The organism is Microbacterium oleivorans, assembly GCF_001691565.1.
GTDB lineage: Bacteria > Actinomycetota > Actinomycetes > Actinomycetales > Microbacteriaceae > Microbacterium > Microbacterium oleivorans_B.
The window spans coordinates 137529-163345 of record NZ_MAYO01000003.1; the positions used below are offsets into that span (position 1 = coordinate 137529).

At 68.5% G+C, this 25817-nt stretch carries 20 protein-coding genes and 2 riboswitches; of the genes, 14 read left to right on the forward strand and 6 right to left on the reverse strand.

Translation table 11 applies throughout. The features are described 5' to 3' along the window. Window positions 1-15: 15 nt before the first annotated feature. The gene (locus BBA86_RS03360) at window positions 16-693 is read right to left on the reverse strand and encodes an NUDIX hydrolase (protein WP_065570285.1); all 678 of its coding nucleotides are present in this window, start codon (window positions 691-693) and stop codon (window positions 16-18) included. A 143-nt stretch (window positions 694-836) separates the two neighbouring features. On the opposite strand from BBA86_RS03360, the gene BBA86_RS03365 reads away from it, so the two are divergent. The 5 genes from BBA86_RS03365 to gcvP all read left to right on the forward strand — a co-directional run bounded on the left by BBA86_RS03365 (window position 837) and on the right by gcvP (window position 8036). Next, complete coding sequence (locus BBA86_RS03365) at window positions 837-2006, forward strand: MarP family serine protease (RefSeq protein WP_065570286.1); 1170 nt, start codon at window positions 837-839, stop codon at window positions 2004-2006. A gap of 62 nt (window positions 2007-2068) precedes the next feature. Beyond that, a riboswitch (glycine riboswitch) is annotated at window positions 2069-2154 on the forward strand. Then, window positions 2155-2247, forward strand: a riboswitch (glycine riboswitch). It abuts the riboswitch before it with no gap. A 74-nt stretch (window positions 2248-2321) separates the two neighbouring features. Then, the gene (locus BBA86_RS03370; RefSeq protein ID WP_065570287.1) at window positions 2322-3686 is read left to right on the forward strand and encodes an L-serine ammonia-lyase; all 1365 of its coding nucleotides are present in this window, start codon (window positions 2322-2324) and stop codon (window positions 3684-3686) included. Window positions 3687-3697: 11 nt separating this feature from the next. Next, the gene (gene gcvT / locus BBA86_RS03375; RefSeq protein WP_065570288.1) at window positions 3698-4816 is read left to right on the forward strand and encodes a glycine cleavage system aminomethyltransferase GcvT; all 1119 of its coding nucleotides are present in this window, start codon (window positions 3698-3700) and stop codon (window positions 4814-4816) included. Beyond that, window positions 4813-5193 carry a glycine cleavage system protein GcvH gene (gcvH, locus tag BBA86_RS03380; protein WP_065570289.1) on the forward strand — a complete coding sequence of 127 codons (381 nt, stop codon included), beginning with the start codon at window positions 4813-4815 and terminating at the stop codon, window positions 5191-5193. Before gcvT ends, gcvH begins: the two co-directional genes overlap by 4 nt. A gap of 53 nt (window positions 5194-5246) precedes the next feature. Continuing rightward, window positions 5247-8036, forward strand: a complete 2790-nt coding sequence (gene gcvP / locus BBA86_RS03385) for an aminomethyl-transferring glycine dehydrogenase (RefSeq protein ID WP_411267695.1) — start codon at window positions 5247-5249, stop codon at window positions 8034-8036. A 240-nt stretch (window positions 8037-8276) separates the two neighbouring features. Here the strand turns inward: gcvP and BBA86_RS03390 are convergent, their stop codons facing one another. The 5 genes from BBA86_RS03390 to BBA86_RS03410 form a co-directional block, all read right to left on the reverse strand. Further along, window positions 8277-9299 (reverse strand): hypothetical protein, encoded by a 1023-nt coding sequence (locus BBA86_RS03390; RefSeq protein WP_065570291.1) that lies wholly within the window; start codon window positions 9297-9299, stop codon window positions 8277-8279. Window positions 9300-9515: 216 nt separating this feature from the next. Further along, complete coding sequence (locus tag BBA86_RS03395; protein WP_189318413.1) at window positions 9516-10301, reverse strand: CPBP family intramembrane glutamic endopeptidase; 786 nt, start codon at window positions 10299-10301, stop codon at window positions 9516-9518. Window positions 10302-10376: 75 nt separating this feature from the next. Continuing rightward, window positions 10377-10922 carry an Lrp/AsnC family transcriptional regulator gene (locus BBA86_RS03400; protein ID WP_065570293.1) on the reverse strand — a complete coding sequence of 182 codons (546 nt, stop codon included), beginning with the start codon at window positions 10920-10922 and terminating at the stop codon, window positions 10377-10379. Further along, window positions 10919-12280, reverse strand: coding sequence for a M20/M25/M40 family metallo-hydrolase (locus tag BBA86_RS03405; RefSeq protein ID WP_065570294.1), 1362 nt, complete (start codon window positions 12278-12280; stop codon window positions 10919-10921). The genes BBA86_RS03400 and BBA86_RS03405 overlap by 4 nt, the downstream gene beginning before the upstream one ends. Window positions 12281-12287: 7 nt before the next feature. Next, the gene (locus BBA86_RS03410; protein WP_065570295.1) at window positions 12288-13445 is read right to left on the reverse strand and encodes a M24 family metallopeptidase; all 1158 of its coding nucleotides are present in this window, start codon (window positions 13443-13445) and stop codon (window positions 12288-12290) included. 364 nt (window positions 13446-13809) lie between these two features. On the opposite strand from BBA86_RS03410, the gene BBA86_RS03415 reads away from it, so the two are divergent. From BBA86_RS03415 to BBA86_RS03455, 9 genes are all read left to right on the forward strand, one after another. Beyond that, a complete protein-coding gene (locus tag BBA86_RS03415; RefSeq protein ID WP_065570296.1) occupies window positions 13810-15426 on the forward strand; it encodes an ABC transporter substrate-binding protein in 1617 nt (538 codons plus the stop codon). Between the two features lie 111 nt (window positions 15427-15537). Beyond that, window positions 15538-16467 (forward strand): ABC transporter permease, encoded by a 930-nt coding sequence (locus BBA86_RS03420; protein WP_065570297.1) that lies wholly within the window; start codon window positions 15538-15540, stop codon window positions 16465-16467. After that, the gene (locus tag BBA86_RS03425) at window positions 16457-17407 is read left to right on the forward strand and encodes an ABC transporter permease (RefSeq protein WP_065570298.1); all 951 of its coding nucleotides are present in this window, start codon (window positions 16457-16459) and stop codon (window positions 17405-17407) included. The genes BBA86_RS03420 and BBA86_RS03425 overlap by 11 nt, the downstream gene beginning before the upstream one ends. Then, a complete protein-coding gene (locus BBA86_RS03430) occupies window positions 17404-19122 on the forward strand; it encodes a dipeptide ABC transporter ATP-binding protein (protein WP_065570299.1) in 1719 nt (572 codons plus the stop codon). Before BBA86_RS03425 ends, BBA86_RS03430 begins: the two co-directional genes overlap by 4 nt. Before the next feature lie 114 nt (window positions 19123-19236). After that, window positions 19237-19737: a PH domain-containing protein gene (locus tag BBA86_RS03435; protein WP_223247016.1), complete on the forward strand. Its 501-nt coding sequence runs from the start codon at window positions 19237-19239 to the stop codon at window positions 19735-19737. 229 nt (window positions 19738-19966) lie between these two features. Next, on the forward strand, window positions 19967-20950 hold the full coding sequence (locus tag BBA86_RS03440; protein WP_065570301.1) for an ABC transporter permease: 984 nt from the start codon (window positions 19967-19969) through the stop codon (window positions 20948-20950). Between the two features lies 1 nt (window position 20951). Further along, window positions 20952-21878 carry an ABC transporter permease gene (locus BBA86_RS03445; protein WP_065570302.1) on the forward strand — a complete coding sequence of 309 codons (927 nt, stop codon included), beginning with the start codon at window positions 20952-20954 and terminating at the stop codon, window positions 21876-21878. Beyond that, complete coding sequence (locus BBA86_RS03450) at window positions 21871-24000, forward strand: ABC transporter ATP-binding protein (protein WP_065570303.1); 2130 nt, start codon at window positions 21871-21873, stop codon at window positions 23998-24000. The genes BBA86_RS03445 and BBA86_RS03450 overlap by 8 nt, the downstream gene beginning before the upstream one ends. A 65-nt stretch (window positions 24001-24065) precedes the next feature. Beyond that, on the forward strand, window positions 24066-25751 hold the full coding sequence (locus BBA86_RS03455; protein ID WP_189318414.1) for an ABC transporter family substrate-binding protein: 1686 nt from the start codon (window positions 24066-24068) through the stop codon (window positions 25749-25751). The last annotated feature ends 66 nt before the right edge of the window (window positions 25752-25817 follow it).

Sequence of the window (25817 nt, forward strand, 5' to 3'; positions counted from 1 at the left end):
GTCGGTTCGGGTCCTTCACTGCGGGAGCGGGCCGCGATCGGCCAGCTCGACGTCCTGGTTGTAGCGGTAGAGGCGGGCCGGCCGGTGGCTCCCGGTGCGGAAGTCGTCGGTGGGGATGAGGGTGCCGGAGCCGTCGACCTGCCGCCGGAAGTTCGCGGGGTCGAGGCGCCGACCGAGGATCGCCTCGTAGACCTCGCGGAGCTCGGCGAGGGTGAAGCGGTCCGGCAGGAAGCCGTGGGCGATGCGGCTGTAGCCGACCTTGTTCCGCAGCCGCCACAGGGCGTAGTCGACGATGTGGTTGTGATCGAAGGCGAGCTCCGGCAGGGCCGTCGCATCGAACCAGGCGACGTTGTGCCGCTCGGTGGCCTCGGCGATGTCCTCGCGCACGAGCGCCCAGTACACGATCGAGACGACGCGACCGGGGGAGCGTCCCACCTCGCCGAACGCGTAGAGCTGCTCGAGGTAGCTCGGGGCGAGTCCCGTCGTCTCCGCAAGGGTGCGGGAAGCCGTCGCCTCGATGTGCTCGGCGGCGTCGACCCATCCGCCGGGAAGGGCCCACTGCCCTTCGTGAGGGTCGCGCGTGCGACGCACGAGGGGCAGCTCGATGCGCGCATCGTCGGCGTCGCGACGGAGGCGGAAGATGACCGTCGACACGGCGACGCCGATCGGAAGGGAAGCAGATGTTCTTGTCATTGTGACCTTAAGCTCTGTAGCGATCTTAGGGTCGGGATGACAAGAACCGCAACACGAACCAGTTTCACAGCGGCCGCGTCCTACGCTGATCCCCGAGGAACCGCCGGCTCTCCCGGGGCGGACTCGTCTAGGGAAGGCCTGCCGTGCTCGTCGTCGACATCATCGTGGTGCTCGTGCTCATCGCGGCGCTGTTCGGCGGCCTTCTCCGCGGTCTCGTCGCGACGGCGGGAACTCTCATCGGGATCATCCTCGGTGCGGTGATCGCCGTCTGGCTGACGCCCGTCATCGCGCCCACCTTCGCCGGCTGGGAGTACCGGAGCCTGGTCCTCGCGATCATCGCGCTCGGCATCGTCGTCCTCCTCGCGTCCCTCGGCACGGCTGTCGGGAGGCGCCTGCGTCGCGGCGTGGACCGAGCCAGACTCGCCCCCCTCGACCGGATCCTCGGCGGGCTCGTGAACACGGTCGCAGCGGCCATCGTCCTCCTGCTCGCGAGCGGTGCCATCGTCGGCTCCGGGATGCCGGTGGTCGCCCCCGCGGTGGCCTCGTCCCGCGTGCTGGGAGCGATCGACGCGATCACCCCACCGCCGGTGGACTCGGCGCTCGCCGAGCTCCGCGGGTTCATCGTCGACGAGGGCATCCCGCGGGTGGGCGATCTGCTGGCACCCGAGGTCGAGCCGACGGCGCCCCCCGTCTCGCTCGACGACCCGCAACTCGAGCGGGCCGCGGCATCCGTCGCCCGCATCAGCGGCAACGCGTACGCGTGCGGCGCCTCGCTGACCGGATCGGGTTTCGTCGTGGCGGAAGACCTGGTCGTCACCAATGCGCACGTCGTCGCGGGCGTCGACACCCCGCTCGTCGAGCTCCCGGGACGGGATGCCGAAGAGGGTCGAGTCGTCTACTTCGACCCGATCGACGACCTCGCCGTCATCAGCGTCTCGGGTCTCGACGCCCAGCCGCTCCCGATCGTCGGCGACGTCGCCCCCGGAACGCCGGTCGCCGTTCAGGGGTATCCTCTCGGCGGCCCGTTCACGAGCACCGCGGCGTACGTCCTCTCGGTGGGGAACGCGATCGTCTCGGACATCTACGAGGACAGCTCGCAGCCTCGCGAGATCTACGCGCTCGAGGCGGACGTCCGCCCGGGCAATTCCGGTGGTCCGCTCCTGACCGCGAAGGGTGAAGTGACCGGTCTGGTCTTCGCCCGGGGGCAGGACGACGCGTCGCGCGGATACGCGATGACGACGGAGGAACTCCGACCCGCGCTGGACGTCTCGCCCGACGCAGCGACCGTCTCCTCGGGGAAGTGCGCGCGCTGACGCCGTATCGGCGCGGCGTGCCCCGGTGATAGGCTCGCGCTCACAATCGCACACCGGACCATCGCGTCTGCTCGGGAGAAGCCCTCGTGGCTGCCGAAGGAGCAATCCCTCCCCGGAATCTCTCAGGCCCCCGTACCGAGCCGACATGGTCACTCTGAAAAGCGGCATCTCCGGATGCCCGCCGACGGGGCAAGCGGGCGACGCCCGTGAAATCTCTCAGGCCGATGACAGAGGGGGAGGAACTCACCCGCATCCCGCTGCGCCGTCAGGAGTTCCGTTGTTCCCACCGTCTCATCCACCCGCTCGATCATCGCGATGACTCCGAGCATCGGCGTCTTCGACCTGTTCACCGTCGGGATCGGGCCCTCGAGCTCTCACACGGTGGGGCCGATGCGGGCCGCCGCGGACTACGTGTCGCGAATCGACGCCCGACGCGCCGCCCGGGTGCAGGTCGACCTCTACGGGTCCCTCGCGGCCACGGGTCGCGGGCACGGCACGCTGACCGCGGTGCTCCTCGGGCTCGAGGGGCTCGAGCCCGAGCAGGTTCTTCCCGCGCAGGTCGAGGAGCGCACGGCGGCGATCGCGGACGAGCGCCGGGTCCGACTGGGCGGAACCGGTGATGTGCCCCTCTGCGAGGACGACATCGTGCTGCACCCGCTCACGATCCTCCCCGGTCACACGAACGGCCTGCGTCTCCAGGCGTGGGATGCCGATGATGCGCTGCTCGATGAGGCCGTCTACTACTCGACCGGCGGCGGGTTCATCGTCCGCGACGGAGAGCAGACTCCCTCCGCGACGGTGACCGCCGTGCCGTTCCCCTTCGAGACGGCGGCCGAGCTGCTCGCCCATTGCGACAGCGAATCCGTCTCGATGGCCGAGATCCAGCGCCGCAACGAGCTCGCCTCGCGCAGCGAGGACGAGATCGACAGCGGCATCCTGCATCTCGCCGACGTCATGAGCGAGAGTGTCCGCTCCGGAGCCTCACGCGAGGGGCTGCTGCCCGGCGGCCTTCGCGTTCCGCGACGCGCGCCCGCTTGGCGGGACCGACTGCGGGTCGACGACCCGACGGGCGAGGACCCCGCCCTGTGGCAGGAGTGGGTGAATTTCGTCGCCCTCGCCGTCAACGAGGAGAACGCCTCGGGCGGGCGGATCGTCACAGCCCCCACCAACGGCGCCGCTGGGATCATCCCCGCCGTCCTGCACTACGCGACCCATTACGTCGCCAAGAGTCGCCCGCGCGCCGAGGTCGTCGTGCCCTTCCTGCTGACGGCCGCCGCGATCGGTGTGCTCTACAAGGCGCGCGCCTCGATCTCGGGCGCAGAGGTCGGTTGTCAGGGCGAGGTCGGCTCGGCGTCGTCGATGGCGGCGGCGGGACTCGCCGAGGTGCTCGGCGGAACGCCCCGGCAGGTCGAGAACGCCGCCGAGATCGCGATGGAGCACAACCTCGGTCTCACGTGCGATCCGATCGGCGGCCTCGTGCAGATCCCGTGCATCGAGCGCAACGCGATCGCTGCGGCGAAGGCGATCAACGCCGCCAAGATGGCGCTCTGGGGCGACGGCACCCACCGCGTCTCGCTCGACGAGGTCATCGTGACCATGCGCGAGACGGGGCGGGACATGAGCAGCAAGTACAAGGAGACGGCGCTCGGCGGCCTCGCGGTCAGCGTCGTGGAATGTTGAGCGGAGACGGCATGACCGAGACCACGACCGAGCCGCGGCGATCGCCGCTGCACGAGCTGCACGAGCAGCTCGGCGCCTCCTTCACCGACTTCGGCGGCTGGCTGATGCCCGTCCGCTACACGTCGGACCTCGCCGAGCACCACGCGGTGAGGGGGAGCGCGGGACTGTTCGACATCTCGCACATGGCCGAGTTCCGCATCGAGGGCGCCGGAGCCGCCGCCTTCCTCGACCGTGCCCTCGCCGGCCGGATCTCGTCGATGAAGGTCGGGAAGGCCAAGTACTCCCTCGTCCTCGCCGATGACGGCGGGATCGTCGACGATGTCATCGTCTACCGCATCGCCGAGGACGAGTTCCTCGTCATCTCCAACGCGGGTAACCGCGCCGAGGTCGCAGCCGCCTTCGCCGCCGTCGACTCGCGTGACGCGCGCATCGAGGACATCACCGACCGGATGTCGCTCATCGCCGTACAGGGCCCCGCGGCCCGCGGCATCCTCGAAGCCACCGAGGGGATCGACGACGTCGACCCCGCCCTCGCGGACATGACCTACTACTCGTGGGCGCTCGGATCGTTCCAGGGTCGGAGCCTGTTCGTCGCCCGCACCGGGTACACCGGCGAGGACGGCTTCGAGCTCATGATCCCGAACGAGGTCGCCGAGGCCCTCTGGCGCGCCGTCTCCGAGGCGGGCGCCGCGCACGGGCTCGTGCCCGCCGGGCTCGCGGCCCGCGACACGTTGCGGCTGGAGGCGGGGATGCCGCTCTACGGCCACGAGCTCTCGCGCGACATCGCACCCGCCCAGGCCGGACTCGGCCGCGTCGTCGCCGCCGACAAGGAGGACTTCGTCGGCAAGGACGGTCTCGCCGCCCGCGACCTCGACGGCGCCCCCGTCCTCGTGGGCCTCGTGGCCGGGGGCCGCCGCGCCGGCCGCGCCGGCTACGCCGTGCTCTCCGGCGACCAGATCGTCGGCGAGATCACCTCGGGAGCCCTCAGCCCGACCCTCGGCCATCCCGTCGCGATGGCCCTCGTCCACCCCTCGGCATCCGCTGAGGGCACCGCCCTGACCATCGACGTCCGGGGGACCCGCATCCCCGCGACCGTCACCGCCCTGCCCTTCTACCGGAGACAGAAATGACCGACCTCACCGCCCTGTCCTACACCGCCGAGCACGAGTGGATCGCCTTCGACGGCGACGTCGCGACCGTCGGCATCACCGACTACGCCGCCGAGAAGCTCGGTGACGTCGTCTTCGTCGAGCTCCCCGCCGTCGGCACCGCCGTCACCGCCGGCGACACCTGCGGCGAGATCGAGTCCACCAAGTCCGTCGGCGAGCTCTACGCCCCGCTGACCGGAGAGGTCGTCGAGATCAACGACGCCGTCGTGGACGACCCCTCGTCGGTCAACGCCGGCGCGTTCGACGCGTGGCTCGTGAAGATCCGCGTCGACGGCTCGCCCGCGGGCGACCTCCTCGACCGCGACGCCTACGTCGCGCTGACGGGTGGCGAGGCGTGAGCTCCGCCTTCCGCGATCGCCACATCGGCACCGACTCGGCCGCGCAGGCCGAGATGCTCCGCGTCCTCGGCCGCGATTCGGTCGACGGACTCGTCAACACGGCCGTGCCCGACGCCATCCACGTCGCTGAGCGTGACAGCATCATCCCGCCCGCGGCAACCGAGGCCGAGGCCCTCGCGGAGCTCCGCGAGCTCGCGTCGCAGAACCGCGCGGCGCGGGCGATGATCGGCCTCGGCTACTACGACACGCTGACGCCGTCCGTCATCCAGCGGAACGTCCTCGAGAACCCGTCCTGGTACACGGCCTACACGCCGTACCAGCCCGAGATCTCGCAGGGCCGGCTCGAGGCGCTCATCAACTTCCAGACGATGGTGACCGACCTCACGGGCCTGGCGACGGCCAACGCGTCGATGCTCGACGAGTCCACGGCCGTCGTCGAGGGGATGCTGGTAACCCGCCGCGCCTCGAAGTCGGCGTCGAACGTGTTCCTCGTCGATGCGGACGCACTGCCGCAGACCAAGGCGCTCCTGCACCACCGCGCCGCCGCGGTCGGCGTCGAGATCCTCGAGACCGACTTCGCCGAGGTTCCCGAGGCGTTCGGCGCGTTCGTGCAGTACCCCGGCGCGACCGGGCGGGTCTGGGACCCGTCCGAGGTAATCGCCGCCGTGCAGGCGCAGAAGGGCCTCGTCGTCGTCGCGGCCGACCTCCTCGCGCTCACGCTCCTGCGCTCGCCCGGGTCGATGGGCGTCGACGTCGCCGTCGGGACGACGCAGCGCTTCGGCGTGCCGATGGGCTTCGGCGGACCGCACGCCGGCTACATGGCCGTCCGCGCCGGTCTCGAGCGTCAGCTTCCGGGACGCCTCGTCGGAGTGTCGTTGGATGCCGCGGGTCAGCCTGCGTACCGGCTGTCGCTGCAGACGCGGGAACAGCACATCCGCCGCGAGAAGGCGACGTCGAACATCTGCACCGCCCAGGTGCTGCTGGCCGTCATGGCCGCGATGTACGCCGTCTACCACGGGCCCGACGGTCTGAAGCGGATCGCCGAGGAGACCACCGCCAAGGCGTCGCTCCTGCGCGACTGGCTGATCGGATCGGGCGCGGACGTCCTCCACGACGCGTACTTCGACACGCTCGTGGTCCGCACGCCGGGCCGCGCGGAGGACGTCATCGCCGATGCGCGTCGCCGTGGCTACCAGCTGTGGTTCCGCGACAGCGACTCGGTCGGGGTCTCGGTCGACGAGACGACGACCGTCGCGGACCTCCAGGCCGTGGCATCCGTCTTCGGCGTCGACTCGTCGAAGGTGTTCGTGCCGCTGCGGGACCGGAACTCCCACCTGCCCGAGACGCTCCGGCGCACGGACGAGTACCTGACGCACCCGGTCTTCAACACGCACCGCTCCGAGACCGCCATGATGCGGTACCTGAAGCAGCTCGCCGACCGGGACTACGCGCTCGACCGCGGCATGATCCCGCTCGGGTCGTGCACGATGAAGCTCAACGCGGCGACCGAGATGGCGGCCGTGTCGTGGCCCGAGTTCGCGCGGGTCCACCCGTTCGCGCCGGCCGATGACGTCGCAGGCTACCTCGTGATGATCGAGCAGCTCGAGGCGTGGCTCGCCGAGGTGACCGGGTACGACGCGGTGTCGCTGCAGCCGAACGCCGGCTCGCAGGGCGAGCTCGCGGGCCTGCTGGCCATCCGCGGCTACCACCACTCGCGAGGCGACCTGCACCGCGACGTCTGCCTCATCCCGTCGTCCGCGCACGGCACCAATGCGGCATCCGCCGTGCTCGCCGGCATGCGGGTCGTCGTCGTCGCGTGCGACGAGGCCGGCAACGTCGACCTGTCGGATCTGCGCGCCAAGGTCGAGACGCACGCCGACAACCTGGCGGCGCTCATGATCACGTACCCGTCGACGCACGGCGTCTACGAGCACGACGTCATGGACATCACGGGTGCCGTCCACGCGGCCGGCGGCCAGGTGTACGTCGACGGTGCGAACCTCAACGCCCTGCTCGGGTTCGCCCGCTTCGGGGACCTCGGCGGCGACGTGTCGCACCTGAACCTGCACAAGACGTTCGCGATCCCGCACGGCGGCGGCGGACCCGGTGTGGGCCCCGTCGCGGCGAAGGCGCACCTCGCGCCGTTCCTGCCCTCGCACCCCATGGCGCAGCGCGCCGAACACGCCGGCGGTCACGTGTTCGACGGTGGGCCGGTCTCGGCCGCGCCCTACGGCTCGGCATCCATCCTGCCGATCTCGTGGGCGTACGTCCGGATGATGGGCGCCGACGGCCTCCGGCAGGCGACGGCGGCGGCCGTGCTCGCGGCGAACTACGTCGCTCGTCGCCTCAAGGGGCACTACCCGGTGCTGTACGCGGGGGAGGGCGGGCTCGTCGCGCACGAGTGCATCCTCGACCTGCGTCCGCTGAAGGAGACGACGGGCATCACGGTCGACGACGTCGCCAAGCGACTCATCGACTACGGCTTCCACGCGCCGACGATGTCGTTCCCGGTTGCGGGGACGCTCATGGTGGAGCCGACGGAGTCCGAGGACCTCGCCGAGCTCGACCGTTTCGTCGAGGCGATGATCGCGATCCGCGGCGAGGCAGACGCGGTCGCGGCGGGGGAGTGGCCGGCGAACGACAACCCGCTGGTGAACGCGCCGCACTCCGCGGCATCCGTCATCACCAGCGAGTGGGCGCACCCGTACCCGCGCGAGATCGCCGTGTACCCCGTGCCCGGGATCGTGCGGACGAAGTACTGGCCGCCCGTGCGTCGCATCGACAACGCCTACGGCGACCGCAACCTCGTCTGCGCCTGCCCTCCCATCGAGGCCTTCGCCTGACGCTGGGCTCGGCCGGGCGGGGCGGGCGTTGCGGGCGCGTCCGGGCCCGGGCGGGCTCGGTCCGCGAGACTGCACGCGGTCGCCGGGACTGGGGCTTAGGACACCGGTCTCGGCGCGTGCGTGCAGTCTCGCGGCGGGGGCGGCATGCGCCGTGGGCACTCGGACCACGCGCCATGACCGAATGCCGCCGCGCTCGCCCGGTCTTCCGCGAGACTGCACGCGACGCATGAGACCGCGGGCTCAAACCTCGTTTTCGGCGCGGGCGTGCAGTCTCGGGACGGAGTGGCGCGGGGCGAGCGCGATTCGAGCGGTCGCGAGGCGATACGGGTCGGGAAGTGCGACGCGCGGGAGGCCTGCGCCACGGAGGATGCCGTTCAGCGCGTCGGGGTCGACGAGATCCGACCAGCCCCAGTGCGCGACCGAGCGGATGCCTCGCGACCGGAGACGATGATCCCGCTCGCGGCGCGCGCGCAGTAGAGACACGGGATCACCGAACCGGCCGTCGTATTTGAGGTCGCCGTCCGCCTCACCGGCAATCCCCGATCCTGGCCACCAGAAGTCGGTGCGATCGGTTACAGCCGGCCCGCTCCGCTCGGTCTGCAGCTCCGGCTCCTCGTAGCCGAGCAACTCGATGATCGCCCGACTCGCGGACTCGAGAGTGGACTCCGCCTCAGCCCTGGCGCGATGCAGGGGCCACCGGGCGATGCGGCGCCCCCGCGAACTCGGTCGTTGCTCGTTCTGTTCGACGAGCGATTCCACGGATGCCGCCGGATCCAGACGGAGCGCGGCATCGGCTGCGATGAGCCCCACCACCACATGGCGAGCCCTCGCGAGGTCGACGGCGCAGTCTGACGGCGCGACGGCGGCGAATCCGCCGAGGTCGACGACGTCCCGCGCGCCCGTCGTCGTGTGCAGGCGGAGCCCGGCGTGCAGGCGCGAAGTGCGGGTCGGGTCGCCCAGGGCGTGGACGACGCCGGGGTCGCCGAGCACCGGCATCCCCCAGATCGCCGCGGCCGATTCGTGGCTCAGGACGAGTCCGGGGTGCACGAGGATCGTGGCGTGGATGCGGGCCAGATATCGGTCCCCCGGGAGGAGTGGTCGCCACGACGCCGTCGGCGAGTAGACCCCGCGCACGACCGACACGAGCTCGCCTCGTGACGCGAGGCGGGCGGCGTGGGGCACGTCCCGCGCGCGCAGGAGGGGTACCGGGCAGGCGAAAGGAGCGGGGCGGGCGACGGGCAGGACATCGGCGTTCGAGGGCATGGCCCCGAGGTTCGCGGCGCGCCGCCAGCCCGTGCACCATCTCACCCCGCCTGGTGGACTCCGCGCTCGGCGCGCACGCGGTGGAGGAACCGTCGCCCGCACCGCTCCCACCGCGAGACAGCACGCGGCACACGAGACCGCGGCGCCGCGCCGCAGCCTCGGCGCGCACGTGCAGTCTCGCGGAATCGGAGCCCGCAACCCGCTCGGCGCCCCGGGTTACGACGGTGGGCCGAAGATTCCGGGCCACCAGGCCGCGGCGAGCGGGTATCCCACGAACGCGACGATGTCGATGAGGACGTGGGCGACGACGAGGGGCATCACTCGACCCCAGCGGGAGTACACCCAACCGAAGACGACGCCCATGGCCATGTTCCCCACGAGCGGTCCGAAGCCCTGATACGCGTGGTACGCGCCGCGAAGGGCCGCCGTCGACAGGATGATCGTCCAGGTACTCCACCCGAGGCGGCGCAGTCGATCGAAGAGGTAGCCGATCATGACGACCTCCTCGAGCAGGCCGGCACGGAGCGCGGCGAGCAGGAGCAGGGGAACCGTCCACCACGACGAGTCGAGCGGCGAGGCATCCACTTGCACGGTGATGCCCAGGACCCGGCCGAGCGCATAGAGTCCCAGGCCGGGAACGCCGATGATCAGCACGAGCAGAGCGCCACCGCCGAGGTTCCGGCCGAACCGCTCGAATGTCAGCCCGATCTTCGCGAACCCCGATCGAGCGGGCTCCCACAGCAGATAGATCGCCAGTGCGACGGGTGCGAACGCGAAGAACGCATCGAGGAATCGCCCGATCACGTCCCACACAGCGGATGGCGCCGCACCCGGGTTCAGGGACGTCTGCTGGCTTCCCAGCGGAGCTCGCGTCAGCGCTTCGATGAGCGCGAGAACCGAATAAACCGCCGAGCGTCCGAGGGAGAGCGCGAGGACGATCCCGATCTCCCACCACAACCGTGCGCGCGAGCGGGGGATCGTAGCGGCGAAGTCGTCGTGCACCCTCACACCCTGTCAGGCGCGAATGCGGAGAGCGTGGATCCCGCGGGTGTTCATCGCGAATTCCTCACTCGCGCGTCAGCTTCGACGCCGCTTGAGCGGAGTCTCGGTCGGGAGGACGTGCCGCAGCGGCGCGGGATCGGCGAGACGTCCGATCGAGAGCATCGTCTCCACGTGCTCGATCCCCGGAATCGGCCAGATCCGCTCGATGAGCAGCTGCTGCAGGTCGGCGTGATCCCTCACACGGAAACGGGCCATCAGGTCGTAGCCCGCCGCCAGCACGAGTACCTCGGTCAACGCGGGGATCTCGCGCAGTCGATCGAGGACCTGCGCCGCGTCCGTGGTGGACGAGAGACGGATCGGGACGACGACGAGCATCGGGTAGCCGAGCGCCGCCCAATCGAGTTCCACCGTGTGCCGTCGGATGACGTGACCGCGCTCCAGTCGGGCGATGCGCTCCGCGACCGCAGGCGCCGACATACCGACGTCGGAGGCGATGCTCCGCAGGGAGGCCCGTGCATCCTCATGGAGTCGGTGCAGGATGCGGCGGTCCACGTCGTCGAGGTCGAGAGTCTCTCGTTCCGGCTCGAGGAGCGATCGGAGCGATGTCTCCCGGGCGCTCATGCGTTCGCCTCCGCGAAGCCGCCCCGGTCGAGCTCGCGGAGAACCTCTAGGGTGAACGCGACGTGGTCGAGGAAGTCCTCCACGAACCCGTGCTCGTCGTCGCCGTGCATGTTGCCCGCCGGGCGAAGAGTGCCCGTGGGGGAGATGATGGGCGCGCCGAGGTGCTCCAGGAAGACCGCGCCCGGCCCGGCCCCGGTCATCACGTCGTAGACGACGGGCTCCGCGGCGAAGGCGGAACGAGCGGCTCGCACGACGGCGTCACCGAAGGTGGAGTCGACGGGCGAATAGGCCGGTGCCATCGCCCGGACGAGGGAGACCGCGATGTCCGGATCGACCTCGCGCAGGTGCGCCGTGACGGCGTCGAACGCTGTCTCCGGGTCGATCCCCGGGACCAGCCCGAAGCGGACGCGCGCCGTGCAGGAGGCGGGGATGCTCTGTCGTACTCCCGGGTCGAGATCGAACCCGGACAGGCTCATCGACGGCTCGTAGATGAAGCGGGTGGACAGATCGCGGGCGGGGATCGGCAGGTGCGGATCGACGCCGGGGAGTGCGATGGATGCCGCAGGGACCGTCACCTGGGATGTGCGGGTCCGCGCGGCCTCGTCCGGTCGGATGGCACGGTCGGCGAACCCCGCGACCGCGACGCGCCCGTCAGTCGTCCGCATCGAGGTGATCGCCGTCATCATCTCGAGGGGCGCCGACCGGAGGATCGAGGAATACGACGGATGCTGGGCCGCGGCCAGCACCGACAGCGAGAGCTCGATCTCGAGCGATCCGCGGCAACCGAAGCCGACCGCAGGACGACCGTCCTCCTCTCGCAGATAGCTCTCCCACAGGCACGCATCCGACGCGAGCCGATCCGCATGCTGACGCAGGACGTCGTCGAGTCCGGGACTGCCGATCTCCTCGCACGGATCGGCGAGGTAGATGATCGAGAAGGGCAGGTCACCGCCGTGCTCGTCGATCCACAGCCGCAACGAGGTCAACCGGCCTGCGGCATCCGCTTTGTCATCGCACGCTCCCCGGGCGAACATGGCGCCGTCCCGGATCTCCGCCGCGAATGGCGGCGAGCTCCAGCGTTCCTCGTTCCCAGCCGGCTGTACGTCGTAGTGGTTGTACAGCATCAGGGTGCGGGCGCTCCGACCGGCGCGGAAGCCGGCCAGGACGGGACCGTAACCGGGAATGTCGTACCGCTCGACGCTGTCCATGAGGGGACGCAGTCGCTGCTCGATCCAGTCGGCCGCGCGGAGGATGGCGTCGAGGTCCCCTGCGACGGTGGGGATGCGGCAGAGCTCCTGCCACTCCGAGACGATCAGGTCGGCATCCCGGTCGATGCGAGGGTCGCGAACCGCAGTCACGCGATGCTCACTTGCCGCGGGGGAGGGAAACGGGCGCGAGCTCGTACGGGTAGTCCGAGATCAGCTCGTAGCCGTCCTCCGTCACCAGGACGATGTCCTCGAGACGCACGCCGCCGAAGCCCTGGCGGTAACAGCCCGGTTCGATCGCGATGACGTCGCCGGCGATCAGCACCGCGTCGTTCTGGTTCAGGCTGGGCGGCTCGTGGACCTCCAGCCCGATGCCGTGGCCGAGACTGTGGAAGTAGCCCTCGTCCAACACCTCGCCCGGCTTCTTCGTGAGCTGGGTGGGCTGACCGGCCGCCTCGATGGGCTCGCACGAGATCCGGTGCAGCTCGGCGACGGGCAGGCCCGGGCGGATTGCGGCGAGGGTCTTGTCGAACGACTCCTTGACGATCCGGTAGTAGAACGCGAGTTCCTCATCGGGTTCGCCCTTGACGAAGGTCCGCGTCATGTCCGAGTTCCCCCCGGACGAGAGGTCGCGGGGGCAGATGTCGACGGTGACCGGCTCACCCGCGAAGATCTGCCCCGATCCGGCGTGATGCCCGATACAGGTCTGCGGGCCGTGCGCGACGATCATTCCGGCGTCCTCGCAGCCGTTGCGCAGGAACGCGGACCGGATGCCGTCCTTCAGGTCCTCGCACGTCAACGGAACACCGTCGAGCATGAGGCCGCCATCCTCGGCGACGTCCGCGCGCGCGATCGCGTCAGCGACCAGGGAGACACCCGCTTCCGCGGCGACTTGGGCGCGGCGGATCCCCGCGAGCTCGTGCGGTGTCTTCACCCGACGCCGCTGAACGAACAGCGGCCGATCGACGATGATGTCCACCCCGGCAGTGCGCAGGTGATCGGCGACCTCGAGCGGGAAGGTGGGCGGGACGAGTGCGCGCTCCACTCCGAGACGACGACACAGCTCGACGAGGGTGTTCAACTCCGCGGTGTCGGGGTCCTGTCCCGCGGCGCGCAGATCATCGAAACCGAGCTCGTCGAGAGGGTAAACGGTCATGCCCTCGACCTCGCGCATCCGGGCCGCCTCGAGCGATTTGATGGCTGTGTAGGACCGACCGTCGAGTTCCAGGTAGAGGAACGGATCGTGCACATCGTGGGGGATCACGTGCCGCATGTCGGCGGCTTCTGTGCTGGCGAAAATCATGACGGCGTCGCTCATGGTGGCCTTTCGAGTGCGAGTTGTGGCGTCAGCGTATCACCGTGCCTTACAAACGAAGGATGAGTGCGGTGCTAACCGATGATCAGCAGGCCTATGTTGCTCGAACACCCCTGATCGAAGGTGACACCATGACCAGGCGTCGAGCGCCATTGCGGTGCAGGGGGAGAGTTGCTCAGTCGTCTCGCGGGGCGCTGAGCAGTCGGCTCACCCGCTGAGGCCGAATGTTGCCGACGTGTAACGTTTTCGCCATCGTCGAGGTGCCGGCGCTCCCCGCGCCGTAGCCTCGCAGAGCCAACCCGTGTGCTCCCTGCCTCGCATCGCTGCGTCATGCCGTGGGCCACGTACCCGTAATCCAGGAGGAACAATGTCGAGACGACGTTGGGGACTCGGCGCATTCGCGCTCGCGTCCGTAGTCACACTCACGCTGGCCGGCTGCAGCCAGTCGAGCGAGGGCCCCGCGACCGGCAACGGTGGTGACACCGCAGCCATCATCAGCACCAACGGCAACGAGCCGCAGAGCCCGCTCATCACCTTCGGCACCACTGAGGTCGGCGGCGGGAAGATCCTCACGTCGATCTACGCCGGACTCGTCAGCTACGAGGCCGACGGAGCCATCAAGAACGAGGTCGCGAAGTCCATCGAGAGCGACGACAACGTCACCTGGACCATCACGGTCGCCGATGGTTGGAAGTTCACGAACGGTGAGGCGATCACCGCGAAGACCTTCGTCGACACGTGGACGGCTGCGGCCAAGGACGACAACGGCGCTTACTGGTTCAGCTCGTTCGCGGGTATGCCCGACGACCAGACCGCCGGTACGCCCTCGGGTCTCGAAGCCACCGGCGACATGACCTTCACGGTCACGCTCAAGGCCGCTGACGCCGACTTCCCGTTGCGTCTCGGATACACCGCCTACATGCCCCTGCCCTCGGTCGCCTTCGAGGACATGGAAGCCTTCGGCGAGAACCCCATCGGCAACGGGCCCTACATGCTCGACGGCAAGGGCGCATGGCGCCACGACGAGGGCATCAACCTCGTCAAGAACCCCGACTACAAGGGCGTTCGCGAGGTCGCCAACGGTGGCCTGAACATCGTGTTCTACACCTCCCTCGAGTCGGCCTACGCCGATGCGCAGGGTGGCAACCTCGATGTCCTGGACACTGTGCCCGACACAGCGTTCGCCACGTACGCGACAGACTTCCCGGACCGTTCGGTCAACCAGCCGGCGGCGATCTACCAGGGCTTCAACGTTCCCTTCTACCTGGATCACTTCGGCCAGGATGAGGAAGGCCAGCTCCGCCGCGCCGCGATCTCCATGGCGATCAACCGCAAGGAGATCACCGACACGATCTTCCAGGGCACGCGCACCCCGGCGACGGACTTCACTTCCCCCGTCGTCGAGGGCTGGTCGGATTCTCTCCCGGGCTCCGAGGTCCTCGACTACGACCCCGAGGCAGCGAAGGCCAAGTGGGCCGAGGCCGAGGCGATCTCCCCGTACACGGGAACCTTCAAGATCGCGTACAACTCCGATGGTGGACACCAGGCATGGGTCGACGCGGTCGTGAACTCGATCTCGAACACGCTCGGCATCAAGGCGGAGGGCGAGCCCTTCCCGACGTTCGCCGCGGCGCTGGACAAGCGCACCACGGGCACGCTCGACGGTGCGACCCGCGCCGGATGGCAGGCGGACTACCCGTCGCAGGGTAACTTCCTGTCGGCGCAGTACTCGACCGGCGCGAGCTCGAACTACGAGGGCTACAGCAACCCCGACTTCGACGCGAAGCTCAAGGAAGCCGCGGCGGCCAGCTCGCCCGAGGAAGCTGCGAAGCAGTACGAAGAGGCACAGGTGCTTCTCATGAAGGATCTGCCGAGCATCCCGCTCTGGTACGCGAACGCTGTCGGCGTCTGGGGTGAGGGTGTCGACAACGTGAAGTTCGGTTGGGACTCCGTCCCGCTCTACAACGCGGTGACCAAGGGCTGAGTTCGGCCCAGGGTTAACCTGGAGTACGGTGTCCGGGGCGCCTTCGCGCCCCGGACACTGTGCTGAACAGCACATGTCATTACCCGATTCGCTCATTTAGGACTCTCGTCGATGCTCTGGTTCATCGGTCGACGGCTACTCCAGCTGATCCCCGTCTTCTTCGGGGCGACCTTCCTCATTTACGCTCTGGTGTTCCTCCTCCCCGGCGATCCGATCGCTGCGCTGTACGGAGACCGCCAGCCCTCAGCTGCAGCCATCGAAGCGGTGCGCGCGCAGTACAACCTCGACAAGCCGTTCATCGTTCAATACCTGCTGTACATCGGTGATCTGTTCCAGGGGAACTGGGGCACGACCTTCTCCGGCCGCCCCGTCGCGGACGTCATGGCCTCCGCCTTCCCCATCACTGCTCGCCTGGCGCTTCTCGCCCTCGCGATCGAGGCGTTCTTCGGCATCGTGATCGGTCTGGTCGCGGGGCTCCGCAAGGGCAAGATCTTCGATGCGAGCGCTCTCGTCGTGAGTCTCCTGCTCATCTCCGTGCCGACCTTCGTCATCGGCTTCGTGCTGCAGTACGTCTTCGGCATCCAGCTCGGCCTGGCGCGCGTCACGGTGAGCGCCGGGGCACCCTGGAACGAGCTCATCCTCCCGGCTATCGTGCTCGCGAGTGTCTCGTTCGCCTACATCGTGCGCCTCACGCGGTCCTCCGTAGCCGAGAACCTCTCCGCTGACTACGTGCGCACCGCGACGGCGAAGGGCCTCTCTCGACCGCGCGTGGTGACGGTCCACGTCCTCCGCAACTCGCTCGTTCCCGTCGTCACCTACCTCGGAGTCGATCTGGGGTCGCTCATGGTCGGGGCGATCGTGACCGAGAGCATCTTCAACATCAACGGCGTGGGCGGCACGATCTACCGCGCCATCACGATCGGCGAAGGCCCGACGGTGGTCTCCTTCGTCGCCATCATGGTGATCATCATCATGATGGCGAACCTGCTCGTCGACCTCCTGTACGCCCTGCTCGACCCGAGGATCCGCTATGCCAAGTAATGCCCGTCTGAATCAGCGGCATTTCGTCGCCTCCGAAGAGGAGGCGCCCCTCCAGGCCATCGACGCCGTGTCCGTCAGCGACAAGCCGCGTACCGTGTGGAGCGACGCCTGGGAGTCGATGCGCAAGCGTCCGCTCTTCTGGGTGTCGGCTGTCCTGATCCTCCTCATCCTGGTCGTCGCGATCGCGCCGGGCTTCTTCGCGCCGGTGTCGCCGACCGCCAACTGCCTGCTCGCCAACTCGAACGGCGGCCCCGCCCCGGGCCATCCCTTCGGGTTCACGCGCCAGGGCTGCGATGTGTACTCGCGCGTCATCCACGGCGCGCAGGCATCGGTCCTGGTGGGCGTCGTCGCCACGGTGATGGTTGCCGTGTTCGGCTCGATCGTCGGCGCCATCGCCGGCTTCTACGGCGGCATCCTCGACGCCGTCCTGTCCCGCGTGGCGGACATCTTCTTCGCGATCCCCACCGTCCTCGGTGCGATCGTGTTCATGTCCGTCCTCCCGGAGCGGACTCCGATCGTCGTCGCTCTCGTCATCGCGATGTTCGCGTGGCCCCAGATCGCCCGCATCATGCGCGGCGCCGTCCTCACCGCGAAGCAGGCGGACTACGTCGTCGCATCCACCGCCCTGGGTGTCTCGCGCGGGCGCGTCCTTCTGCGGCACGTCATCCCGAACGCCATCGCTCCGGTGATCGCGGTCGCGACGGTTTCGCTCGGCACGTTCATCGTGGCCGAGGCGACGCTGTCCTTCCTCGGTATCGGCCTGCCGACCAGCGTCATGAGCTGGGGCAACGACATCAACCAGGCACGCGCGTCGCTCACGACGAGCCCCATGGTCCTCATCTACCCCGCGGCCGCCCTCTCGGTCACCGTGCTGTCCTTCCTGATGCTCGGCGATGTTGTGCGCGACGCCCTCGACCCCAAGGAGCGTGCCCGCCGATGAGCGATCACACATCCGAGGCCACGCCTCTCCTGGACATCCGGGACCTCCACGTCGGATTCCAGACCAAGTCGGGGCTCGTCCCCGCAGTCCGCGGTGTCGATCTGACGATCTACCCGCGACAGTCGGTGGCGATCGTCGGCGAGTCGGGGTCCGGGAAGTCGACGACAGCTCAGGCGATCATCCGTCTGCTGCCGGGAACGGGCCGCATCACCCAAGGCTCGATCATGTTCGAGGGCCAGGACCTGGCATCGCTCGACGCCCGCCAGCTGCGGGAGGTCCGGGGGTCTCAGATCGGCTACGTGCCGCAGGACCCGATGTCGAACCTGAACCCGGTGCTGACCGTCGGCTACCAGGTGCGCGAGGCCGTGCGCGAGAACAAGACCGCGGTCGGCCGGGCAGCGGTGCGCGCCCGTGCCATCGACGTCCTGTCCGAGGCCGGGTTGCCGGACCCGGCCGATCGCATGCGGCAGTACCCTCACCAGTTCTCCGGGGGCATGCGCCAGCGGGCTCTCATCGGTATCGGTCTGTCGGCGCGGCCCAAGCTGCTGATCGCGGACGAGCCCACGTCTGCGCTCGACGTGACGGTCCAACGACAGATCCTCGATCACCTCGGGACGCTGACCGACGATTTCGGCACGTCGGTCCTCTTCATCACGCACGACCTCGGACTCGCGGCGGAGCGCGCCGAGCACCTGGTCGTGATGTATCGGGGCCGTGTCGTCGAATCGGGGCCGTCGCAGGAGATCCTCGCCGATCCGAAGCACCCGTACACGCGGCGCCTGGTCTCGGCGGCGCCCAGTCTCGCGTCCCGGCGGATGCAGGCAGTCCGCCACCATGAATCGACGGAGGTGTTCGGCGACGCCGAGGGGCAGTTCCTGGCCCGCGCCGAGGAACGTGAGGCGGAGGCGGTCGAGGAGAAGCCCGACTTCATCGACATCCGCAACGCCCGTCGGGTCTACAAGATCCGCACCGGGGGCCTGTCGTCCCGCGAGATCGTCGCGGTCGACGATGTCAGCCTGTCGGTCGCCAAGGGTACGACGACGGCGATCGTGGGGGAGTCGGGGTCCGGCAAATCGACTCTTGCGAAGCTGTTCCTGCAACTCGAGTCGCTCACCTCGGGGGAGATCCGATTCGACGGGAAGAAGCTCGGGGCGCTCAACCGCGCCGAGGAGCTCGCGTTCCGTCGCCGGGTGCAGCCCGTGTTCCAAGACCCGTACGGCACGCTGGATCCGCAGTACAGCGTCGGCGACACGATCGCCGAGCCGATGCGGGTCCACCGATTCGGGACCGCGAAGGAGCAATCGGCCCGTGTGACCGAGCTGCTCGAGCAGGTCTCCCTGCCGAATGCGGTGCGTGAGCGTTACCCGTCGGAGCTCTCGGGAGGTCAGCGTCAGCGAGTCGCCATCGCCCGGGCGCTCGCGCTCAAGCCCGAGGTGCTCGTGCTCGACGAGGCTGTCTCGGCCCTCGACGTGCTCGTGCAGGGCCAGATCCTCAACCTGTTGACGGAGCTGCAGACCGAGCTGGACCTCACGTACCTGTTCATCACCCACGACCTCGCGGTCGTTCGTCTGGTGGCCGACAACGTCTGCGTGATGCGCAAGGGTCAGCTCGTCGAATCCGCCTCGACGGATGAGGTGTTCGACAATTCTCGTGAGGACTACACGCGGGAGCTGCTCGCCGCGATCCCCGGGGCGAACTTCGCGTTCGGAGCCTGAGAGCTCGTGTCCTCCCCTCACTCGGATCGGGGCCGCTCCGGCGGCCCCGATTCCGCTTCGCCGCGGGTCTTCCGCGCGCCCTCGGGAACGGTCGCATTGATCCTGGCGTCGATCGTGACGCTCCTGCTCCTCGTCGATGCGGTCGTCCGCGCCGGGTGGGTCGAGATGCTCCTGCTGGCACCATGGATGCTCTTGGTTCTGTGGTTCATCTACGTCACCACGTTCCTCTCGCACGTGGCGATCGACGCCGAGGGCGCGACGGTGCAGAACCTTCTCCGCGTGGCCCGGATCCCCTGGGGCCGGGTGGATGACATCGGCATCCGCTATCAGGTGCAGTTCACGCTGGATGACGGTCGCACCGTCAGCGCGTTCGGTGGGCCGGTCGCCGGGCGTCCGCCCCGGCCGGGCCTGCGGCCGGATCCGAGTCCGCGTTCGCGGATCCCTCCTGCGCTGCGAGATCTGGATCTCATCCGCGAGCAGTGGCACGCTGCGAACGAAACCGGTTCCGGCGCTGGGCCGGTCGTCCGTCGGTGGGATGTGCGGACGCTCGGCGTGTTGGCGGTCATCGCTGCATGGGTACTGTGCGCGGTGATCATCAGCGGCGTCGTCGGCTGAGCGTACTGGCTAATTGCGCGGCGTGTTCACAGTCATTTTGCGAGCAAGTCACGCAATGTTACGTTCATACAAAGAGTTCTCCACACGGTCTTGTCAGCGTTGATGAGCGAGTTAGGGTCGTTGAGTCCGGATCCGGTTCCGGTAATCGAACGCAAACGCAAGAGCGCGTAAGCCCGAGAAAGAGCACCACCATGTCTGTGCCAGCGACCCGAATCGCCGGGATCTCCCGGTGACGCTGTACGTCCTCCGCCGGTTCGTCAATTACGCGATCCTGAGCCTGATCGCCACGTGCATGGCCTACGTCCTGGCCAGCTCGATCTTCCGGCCCGGCGACGCGTTCTACGGCAGGAACCCCCGCCCGCCGCAGGCGTCGATCGACGCCTCCCTCGCCCAGCTGGGCCAGAGCCCGGACGTCCCGGTCATCGCCCGTCTGTGGCACTGGCTCGTGGGCCTGTTCACGCAGGGATCACTCGGCATCACGATCGGCAAGCAGCCCGTCGTCGAAGAGATCATCGCGCGTTCGGGGGCCAGCCTCCGGCTCCTGCTCATCGGATCGATCATCGGAGCCGTCGTCGGCGTCCTCCTCGGTGTCTGGGGCGCCGTCCGTCAGTACCGCGCGAGCGACCAGATCGTCACCTACGGCTCGTTCCTGATCTTCGCGACGCCGACGTTCGTCGTCGGTGTCCTCCTGATGATCGGTGCGACCGCCCTCAACAACTCGATCGGCGTGCAGCTGATCACCTTCACGGGTGAATACAGCGCGGGCATCAGCGGAAGCTGGTGGGACCTGACTCTCGACAGAGCGGTCCACCTTCTTCTGCCGACGCTTGCGCTCGTCCTCATGAGCGCGGCGAGCTACTCCCGCTACCAGCGGAGCGTCATGCTGGACGTCCTCGGCGCCGACTACATCCGGACGGCCCGGTCCAAGGGACTCGAGCGCGGACCCGCCCTCTTCCGTCACGGCGTCCGCATCGCACTCATCCCGATGTCGACCTTCTTCGCCTACAGCTTCGGCACCCTGGTCGCAGGATCAGCCATGCTCGAGATCGTCTTCAGCTGGCGCGGCATGGGGCAGTTCCTGCTGCAGGCCGTCAACACGAACGACGTCAACGCGGCAGCGGGGAGCACCCTCTTCGTCGCCATCCTCGTGCTGCTCTCCTCGACGTTCTCGGAGATCATCTACGCCGCCCTCGACCCCCGTGTGAGGAGCTGACATGGTCATCGCTCAGCAAGAAGCCGTCGAGGTGAGCCTCGACGACGAACAGACCATCACCAAGCAGCGCCGCCCGCTCTCCAGGAACGGTCTCGTCTGGCGTCGGCTGCGCGGGATGCCGCGGTTCTGGGTCGGTGCGATCGCCTTCGGTCTGATCGTCATCCTGTCGATCGTCGGACCCTTCGTGACGCCGTGGTCGATCACCGACCGCGACATCTACAACATGGGCATGGGTCCGACGCTCCGCCACTGGTTCGGCACGAACAGCATCGGGCAAGACATCTTCGCTCAGACCATGGCAGGGCTGCAGAAGTCCCTCATCATCGGTCTCGTGGCCGGCATCCTCGGAACGCTCCTCGCTGCCGTGATCGGCTCCGTGGCCGGGTACGTCGGAGGCACGACGGACAAGGTCATCAGCTGGTTCACCCACCTGCTGCTCGTCGTGCCCTCGTTCTTCATCCTGATCCTGCTCAGCCCGCTGTTCAAGAGCCTGTCGTGGGTCGCACTGACGTTCTTCCTGGCGATCTTCAGCTGGATGATCATGGCGCAGGTCGTCCGCAACCAGACGCGATCGCTCCGGAACCGGGACTTCGTGCGGGCCGCCCGCTACATGGGGTTGCCGACGCGCAAGATCCTGAGCCGCCACATCCTCCCGAACATCGCGTCGCTGCTCATCATCGACGTGACCCTCGGAATCGTGTCGATGATCATGTCGGAGACATCGCTCAGCTACTTCGGATTCGGCGTGCAGAAGCCCGACGTCTCGCTCGGCACCCTGCTCGCTGACGGCACGTCGGCCGCGCTGACGCGCCCGTGGCTCTTCGTCTTCCCGGCGGGTGTCCTCATCGTCCTTCTTTTCGCCATCAGTCTCATCGGCGACGCCCTGCGCGATGCGATCGACCCGACCTCGGGGGCCAACCGTGCCTGAATCCCTCCTCACGCCCACACCCCGGACGGGCACACCGCTCCTCTCGGTCCGCGACCTCAGCGTCACCTTCCCGCAGCGCGGGTCCGGCGACGTCCAGGCCGTCCGCGGCATCTCGTACGACGTCCACCCGGGGGAGTTCCTCGGGATCGTCGGTGAGTCCGGGTCGGGCAAGTCGGTGTCCTCGCTCGCTGTCATGGGCCTCCTGCCCAGCAACGCGCACGTCACGGGGTCCATCGAGTTCGAGGGCAAGTCGCTCCTCGGCATGGACGACAAGCAGCTGTCCCGGATCCGCGGCAAGCACCTCGCCATGGTGTTCCAGGACCCGCTGTCGGCGTTGACCCCCGTGTACACGGTCGGGGACCAGATCGCCGAGGCGCTCCGTCTCCACGATTCGAAGCTCTCGTCCCAGGCTGCCGCCGCGCGGGCCGTCGAGTTGCTGAAGACCGTCGGCATCCCCGACCCCGACCGGCGCGCCAAGGCCTTCCCGCACGAGTTCTCCGGCGGCATGCGGCAGCGCGCGATGATCGCCATGGCGATCGCGAACGACCCGAAGGTGATCATCGCGGACGAGCCCACGACGGCTCTCGACGTCACCATCCAGGCGCAGATCCTCGAAGTCCTCGAGAAGGCCAAGGAGATCACCGGCGCCGCGGTCGTCCTGATCACCCACGACCTCGGTGTCGTGGCCGGTCACGCCGATCGCGTGGGCGTCATGTACGCCGGCAAGCTGGTCGAACTCGGCACGACGGACCAGGTCTTCCACGAGCCGCAGATGCCGTACTCGATCGGTCTGCTCCGCTCGGTCCCGAACATGCTCACGGCCGGTACCCAGCGGCTCGTGCCTCTCGAGGGGCGTCCGCCGTCCCTCGCGTCGCTCCCCAAGGGTTGCCCGTTCGCGGCGCGTTGCCCGATCGCGGTCGACGCGTGCCGCGACGTCGAGCCCGACCTGATCGCCCACGACCCGGCGTCCGGTCCCGATCACGTCGCCGCCTGCATCCGCGGCGGCGAGATCGCCCGCGGTGAGATCGCGCGAGGCGAGGTCTTCACGGTCGCGGATCCGATCATCGACGGCGAGCTCGTCGATTCCGGTGCTGCGCCGGTCGTCGAGGTGACGGACCTGCGCCGTCACTTCCCTCTCATGAAGGGTGCGGTCTTCCCGCGCCGTGTGGGCACGGTCCGCGCCGTCGACGGCGTCTCCTTCTCGCTCAAGCCGGGCCGCACGATGGGTCTCGTGGGGGAGTCGGGTTGCGGTAAGACGACGACGATCCTCGAGATCATGGAGATGACCGCGCCGCAGTCCGGGTCGATCAAGATCAACGGCAAGGACGTCGGCTCGCTCAGCCCGCGCGAGCGCCACGCGCTCCGTCGCGACGTGCAGATCGTGTTCCAGGATCCGATGGGCGCCATCGACCCCCGCCTTCCGATCAGCGAGGTCATCACCGAGCCGCTCTGGGCGATCGGAGCGAAGAAAGCCGACCGCGACAAGCGCGCGCTCGAACTGCTCGACCTCGTCGGGCTCGACCCGTCGATGGCGGACCGCTACCCGCACGAGTTCTCGGGCGGCCAGCGTCAGCGCGTCGGCATCGCTCGCGCTCTCGCGACGAATCCGTCCGTCATCGTGCTCGACGAGCCGGTGTCCGCGCTCGACGTATCGATCCAGGCCGGCGTCATCAACCTGCTCGAGGACCTCAAGGCCCAGCTGGGACTGTCGTACCTCTTCGTCGCGCACGACCTCGCCGTCGTGCGTCAGATCGCCGACGACGTGGCCGTGATGTACCTGGGTTCCGTCGTGGAGCAGGGACCGGTGTCGGCGGTGTTCGACAACCCGCAGCATCCCTACACCAAGGCCCTCATCTCGGCCGCTCCCATCCCCGACCCGCGGATCGAGCGCGGGCGTGCCCGGGTGCTGCTGCAGGGAGATCTGCCGAGCCCGACGCAGGAGATCAGCGGATGCCGGTTCCGCACCCGCTGCCCCCTGTACAAGCTCCTCGACGAGTCGCGCCAGGAGATGTGCCGCTCCGTCGAGCCGGAACTGGCGCCTCACGGCCGTGCGCGCGTCGCCTGCCACCACGTCGAGGACTCGACGCTGGTCGACGAGGTCGCACTGTCGGCCGCATCCTGAACCCCCTCCGGCGGGCGCACCATTCCGCCGGTGGTCACCAAAAGGTAAACGAGAGGAACAATCACATGAAGATTCGAGGTGCAAAGCCGTTCGGGTCTTTGGCGCTGCTCGGCGTCGCCGCACTCGTGATCTCTGGTTGTGCTGCCGGCAACACCGGTGCGCCCACCCAGAGCGAGTCGGCAGCCCCGCAGCTCCCCGCTACGGCGTGGACCCGAGCTGACGCGGCCAAGGTCAAGGACGGCGGCACGCTGACCCTCGCGGTCGGGTCGCTGCCCGTGCAGTTCAACATCAACCAGGTCGACGGCAACGAGTCCGACACGGTGAACATCGTCTCGGGAACCACCGGTGGCCCGTTCAAGATCAAGGAAGACGGCACGCCCGTCGTCGACGAGAACTACGCGTCGTCGGCCGAGCTCACCAGCGACGACCCGCAGGTCGTCGAGATCAAGCTGAACCCCGACGCCAAGTGGGAGGACGGCACGCCGATCACGGCCGCCGACTACATCGCGTACTGGAAGGCCCAGAACGGCTCCAACAAGGAGTACACCCCCGCCTCCATCGCCGGCTGGGAGGACATCTCCTCCGTCGAGCAGGGCGCCGACGAGTACGACGTCAAGATCACGTTCTCGAAGATCTACGCCGACTGGCAGGCACTGTTCACGGGCGGGCTGCTCCCGGCATCCATCTCGAGCGACCCCAAGGCGTACAACGACGGCTACCGTACCAAGGCCGTTCCGTCCGCGGGTCCGTTCAAGATCTCCAAGATCGACACCACGGGCCAGGTCATCACCCTCGAGCGCAACCCGCAGTGGTGGGGCGCGACCCCGAAGCTGGAGACCGTCCTCTACCGTGCGGTCAGCCAGGACCAGCAGGGTGCGTCCTTCGCGAACTCGGAGCTCGACGCGCTGTACATCTCGGCCAACGCCGACCTGTACCAGACCGCGAAGACCCGCTCCGACGCGAAGATCGAGACGTCCGGTGGCACCACCTGGACCCACGTCACGATGAACGCGAAGAAGGGGCCGCTCTCCGACGTCAACGTCCGAAAGGCCGTCGCGTCGATCGTCAACCGCGAGCAGATCGCCGCCTCGGCGAACACGCCCGTCGACGCACCTCCGATCACCCAGGGCGACTACATCTTCATGCCCGGGCAGAACGGCTACCAGGACAAGGCGCTCCCGCAGGACAACAAGAAGGCTGCGGAGTACCTCGAGGAGGCCGGCTACGAGGGCAGCGAGGGCAAGCCCTGGACGAAGGACGGCACCGAGCTGAAGCTCACCGTCACCGTTCCCGCCGACACGGCGACGAACATCCAGCGCTCGGAGCAGGTCCAGGCCGACCTCAACGCGTTCGGCATCCCCGTCGAGCTCGTCACGGTTCCGGCCGCGACGTACTTCAGCGACTACGTCATCCCGGGCAACTTCGAGATGGTGTCGTTCTCATGGGTCGGCACGCCGTTCCCGATCTCCTCGTCGGAGGCGCTGTACTACCCCGTCGACTCCGAGTCGAACTTCACGGGCACGACGGACGACAAGCTGGGTGACCTGTACGACCAGGCCAACGCAGAGCTCGACCCCGCCAAGCGCATCGAGATCGCGAACGAGATCAACGAGACCATCTGGAACTACGTCCCGATGTTCCCGATCGCGCCGCTGCCGAACGTCTACGCCGTCAAGGACGGCCTCGTCAACTGGGGTGCGACCCAGTTCGAGACCATCGACTGGACGATCGTCGGCTGGGCTGCCGAGTAAGCAGCCGAACTCACAGCACCGGCGGGGCGGGGACCGAATGGTCCTCGCCCCGTCGGCGTGTCGCCG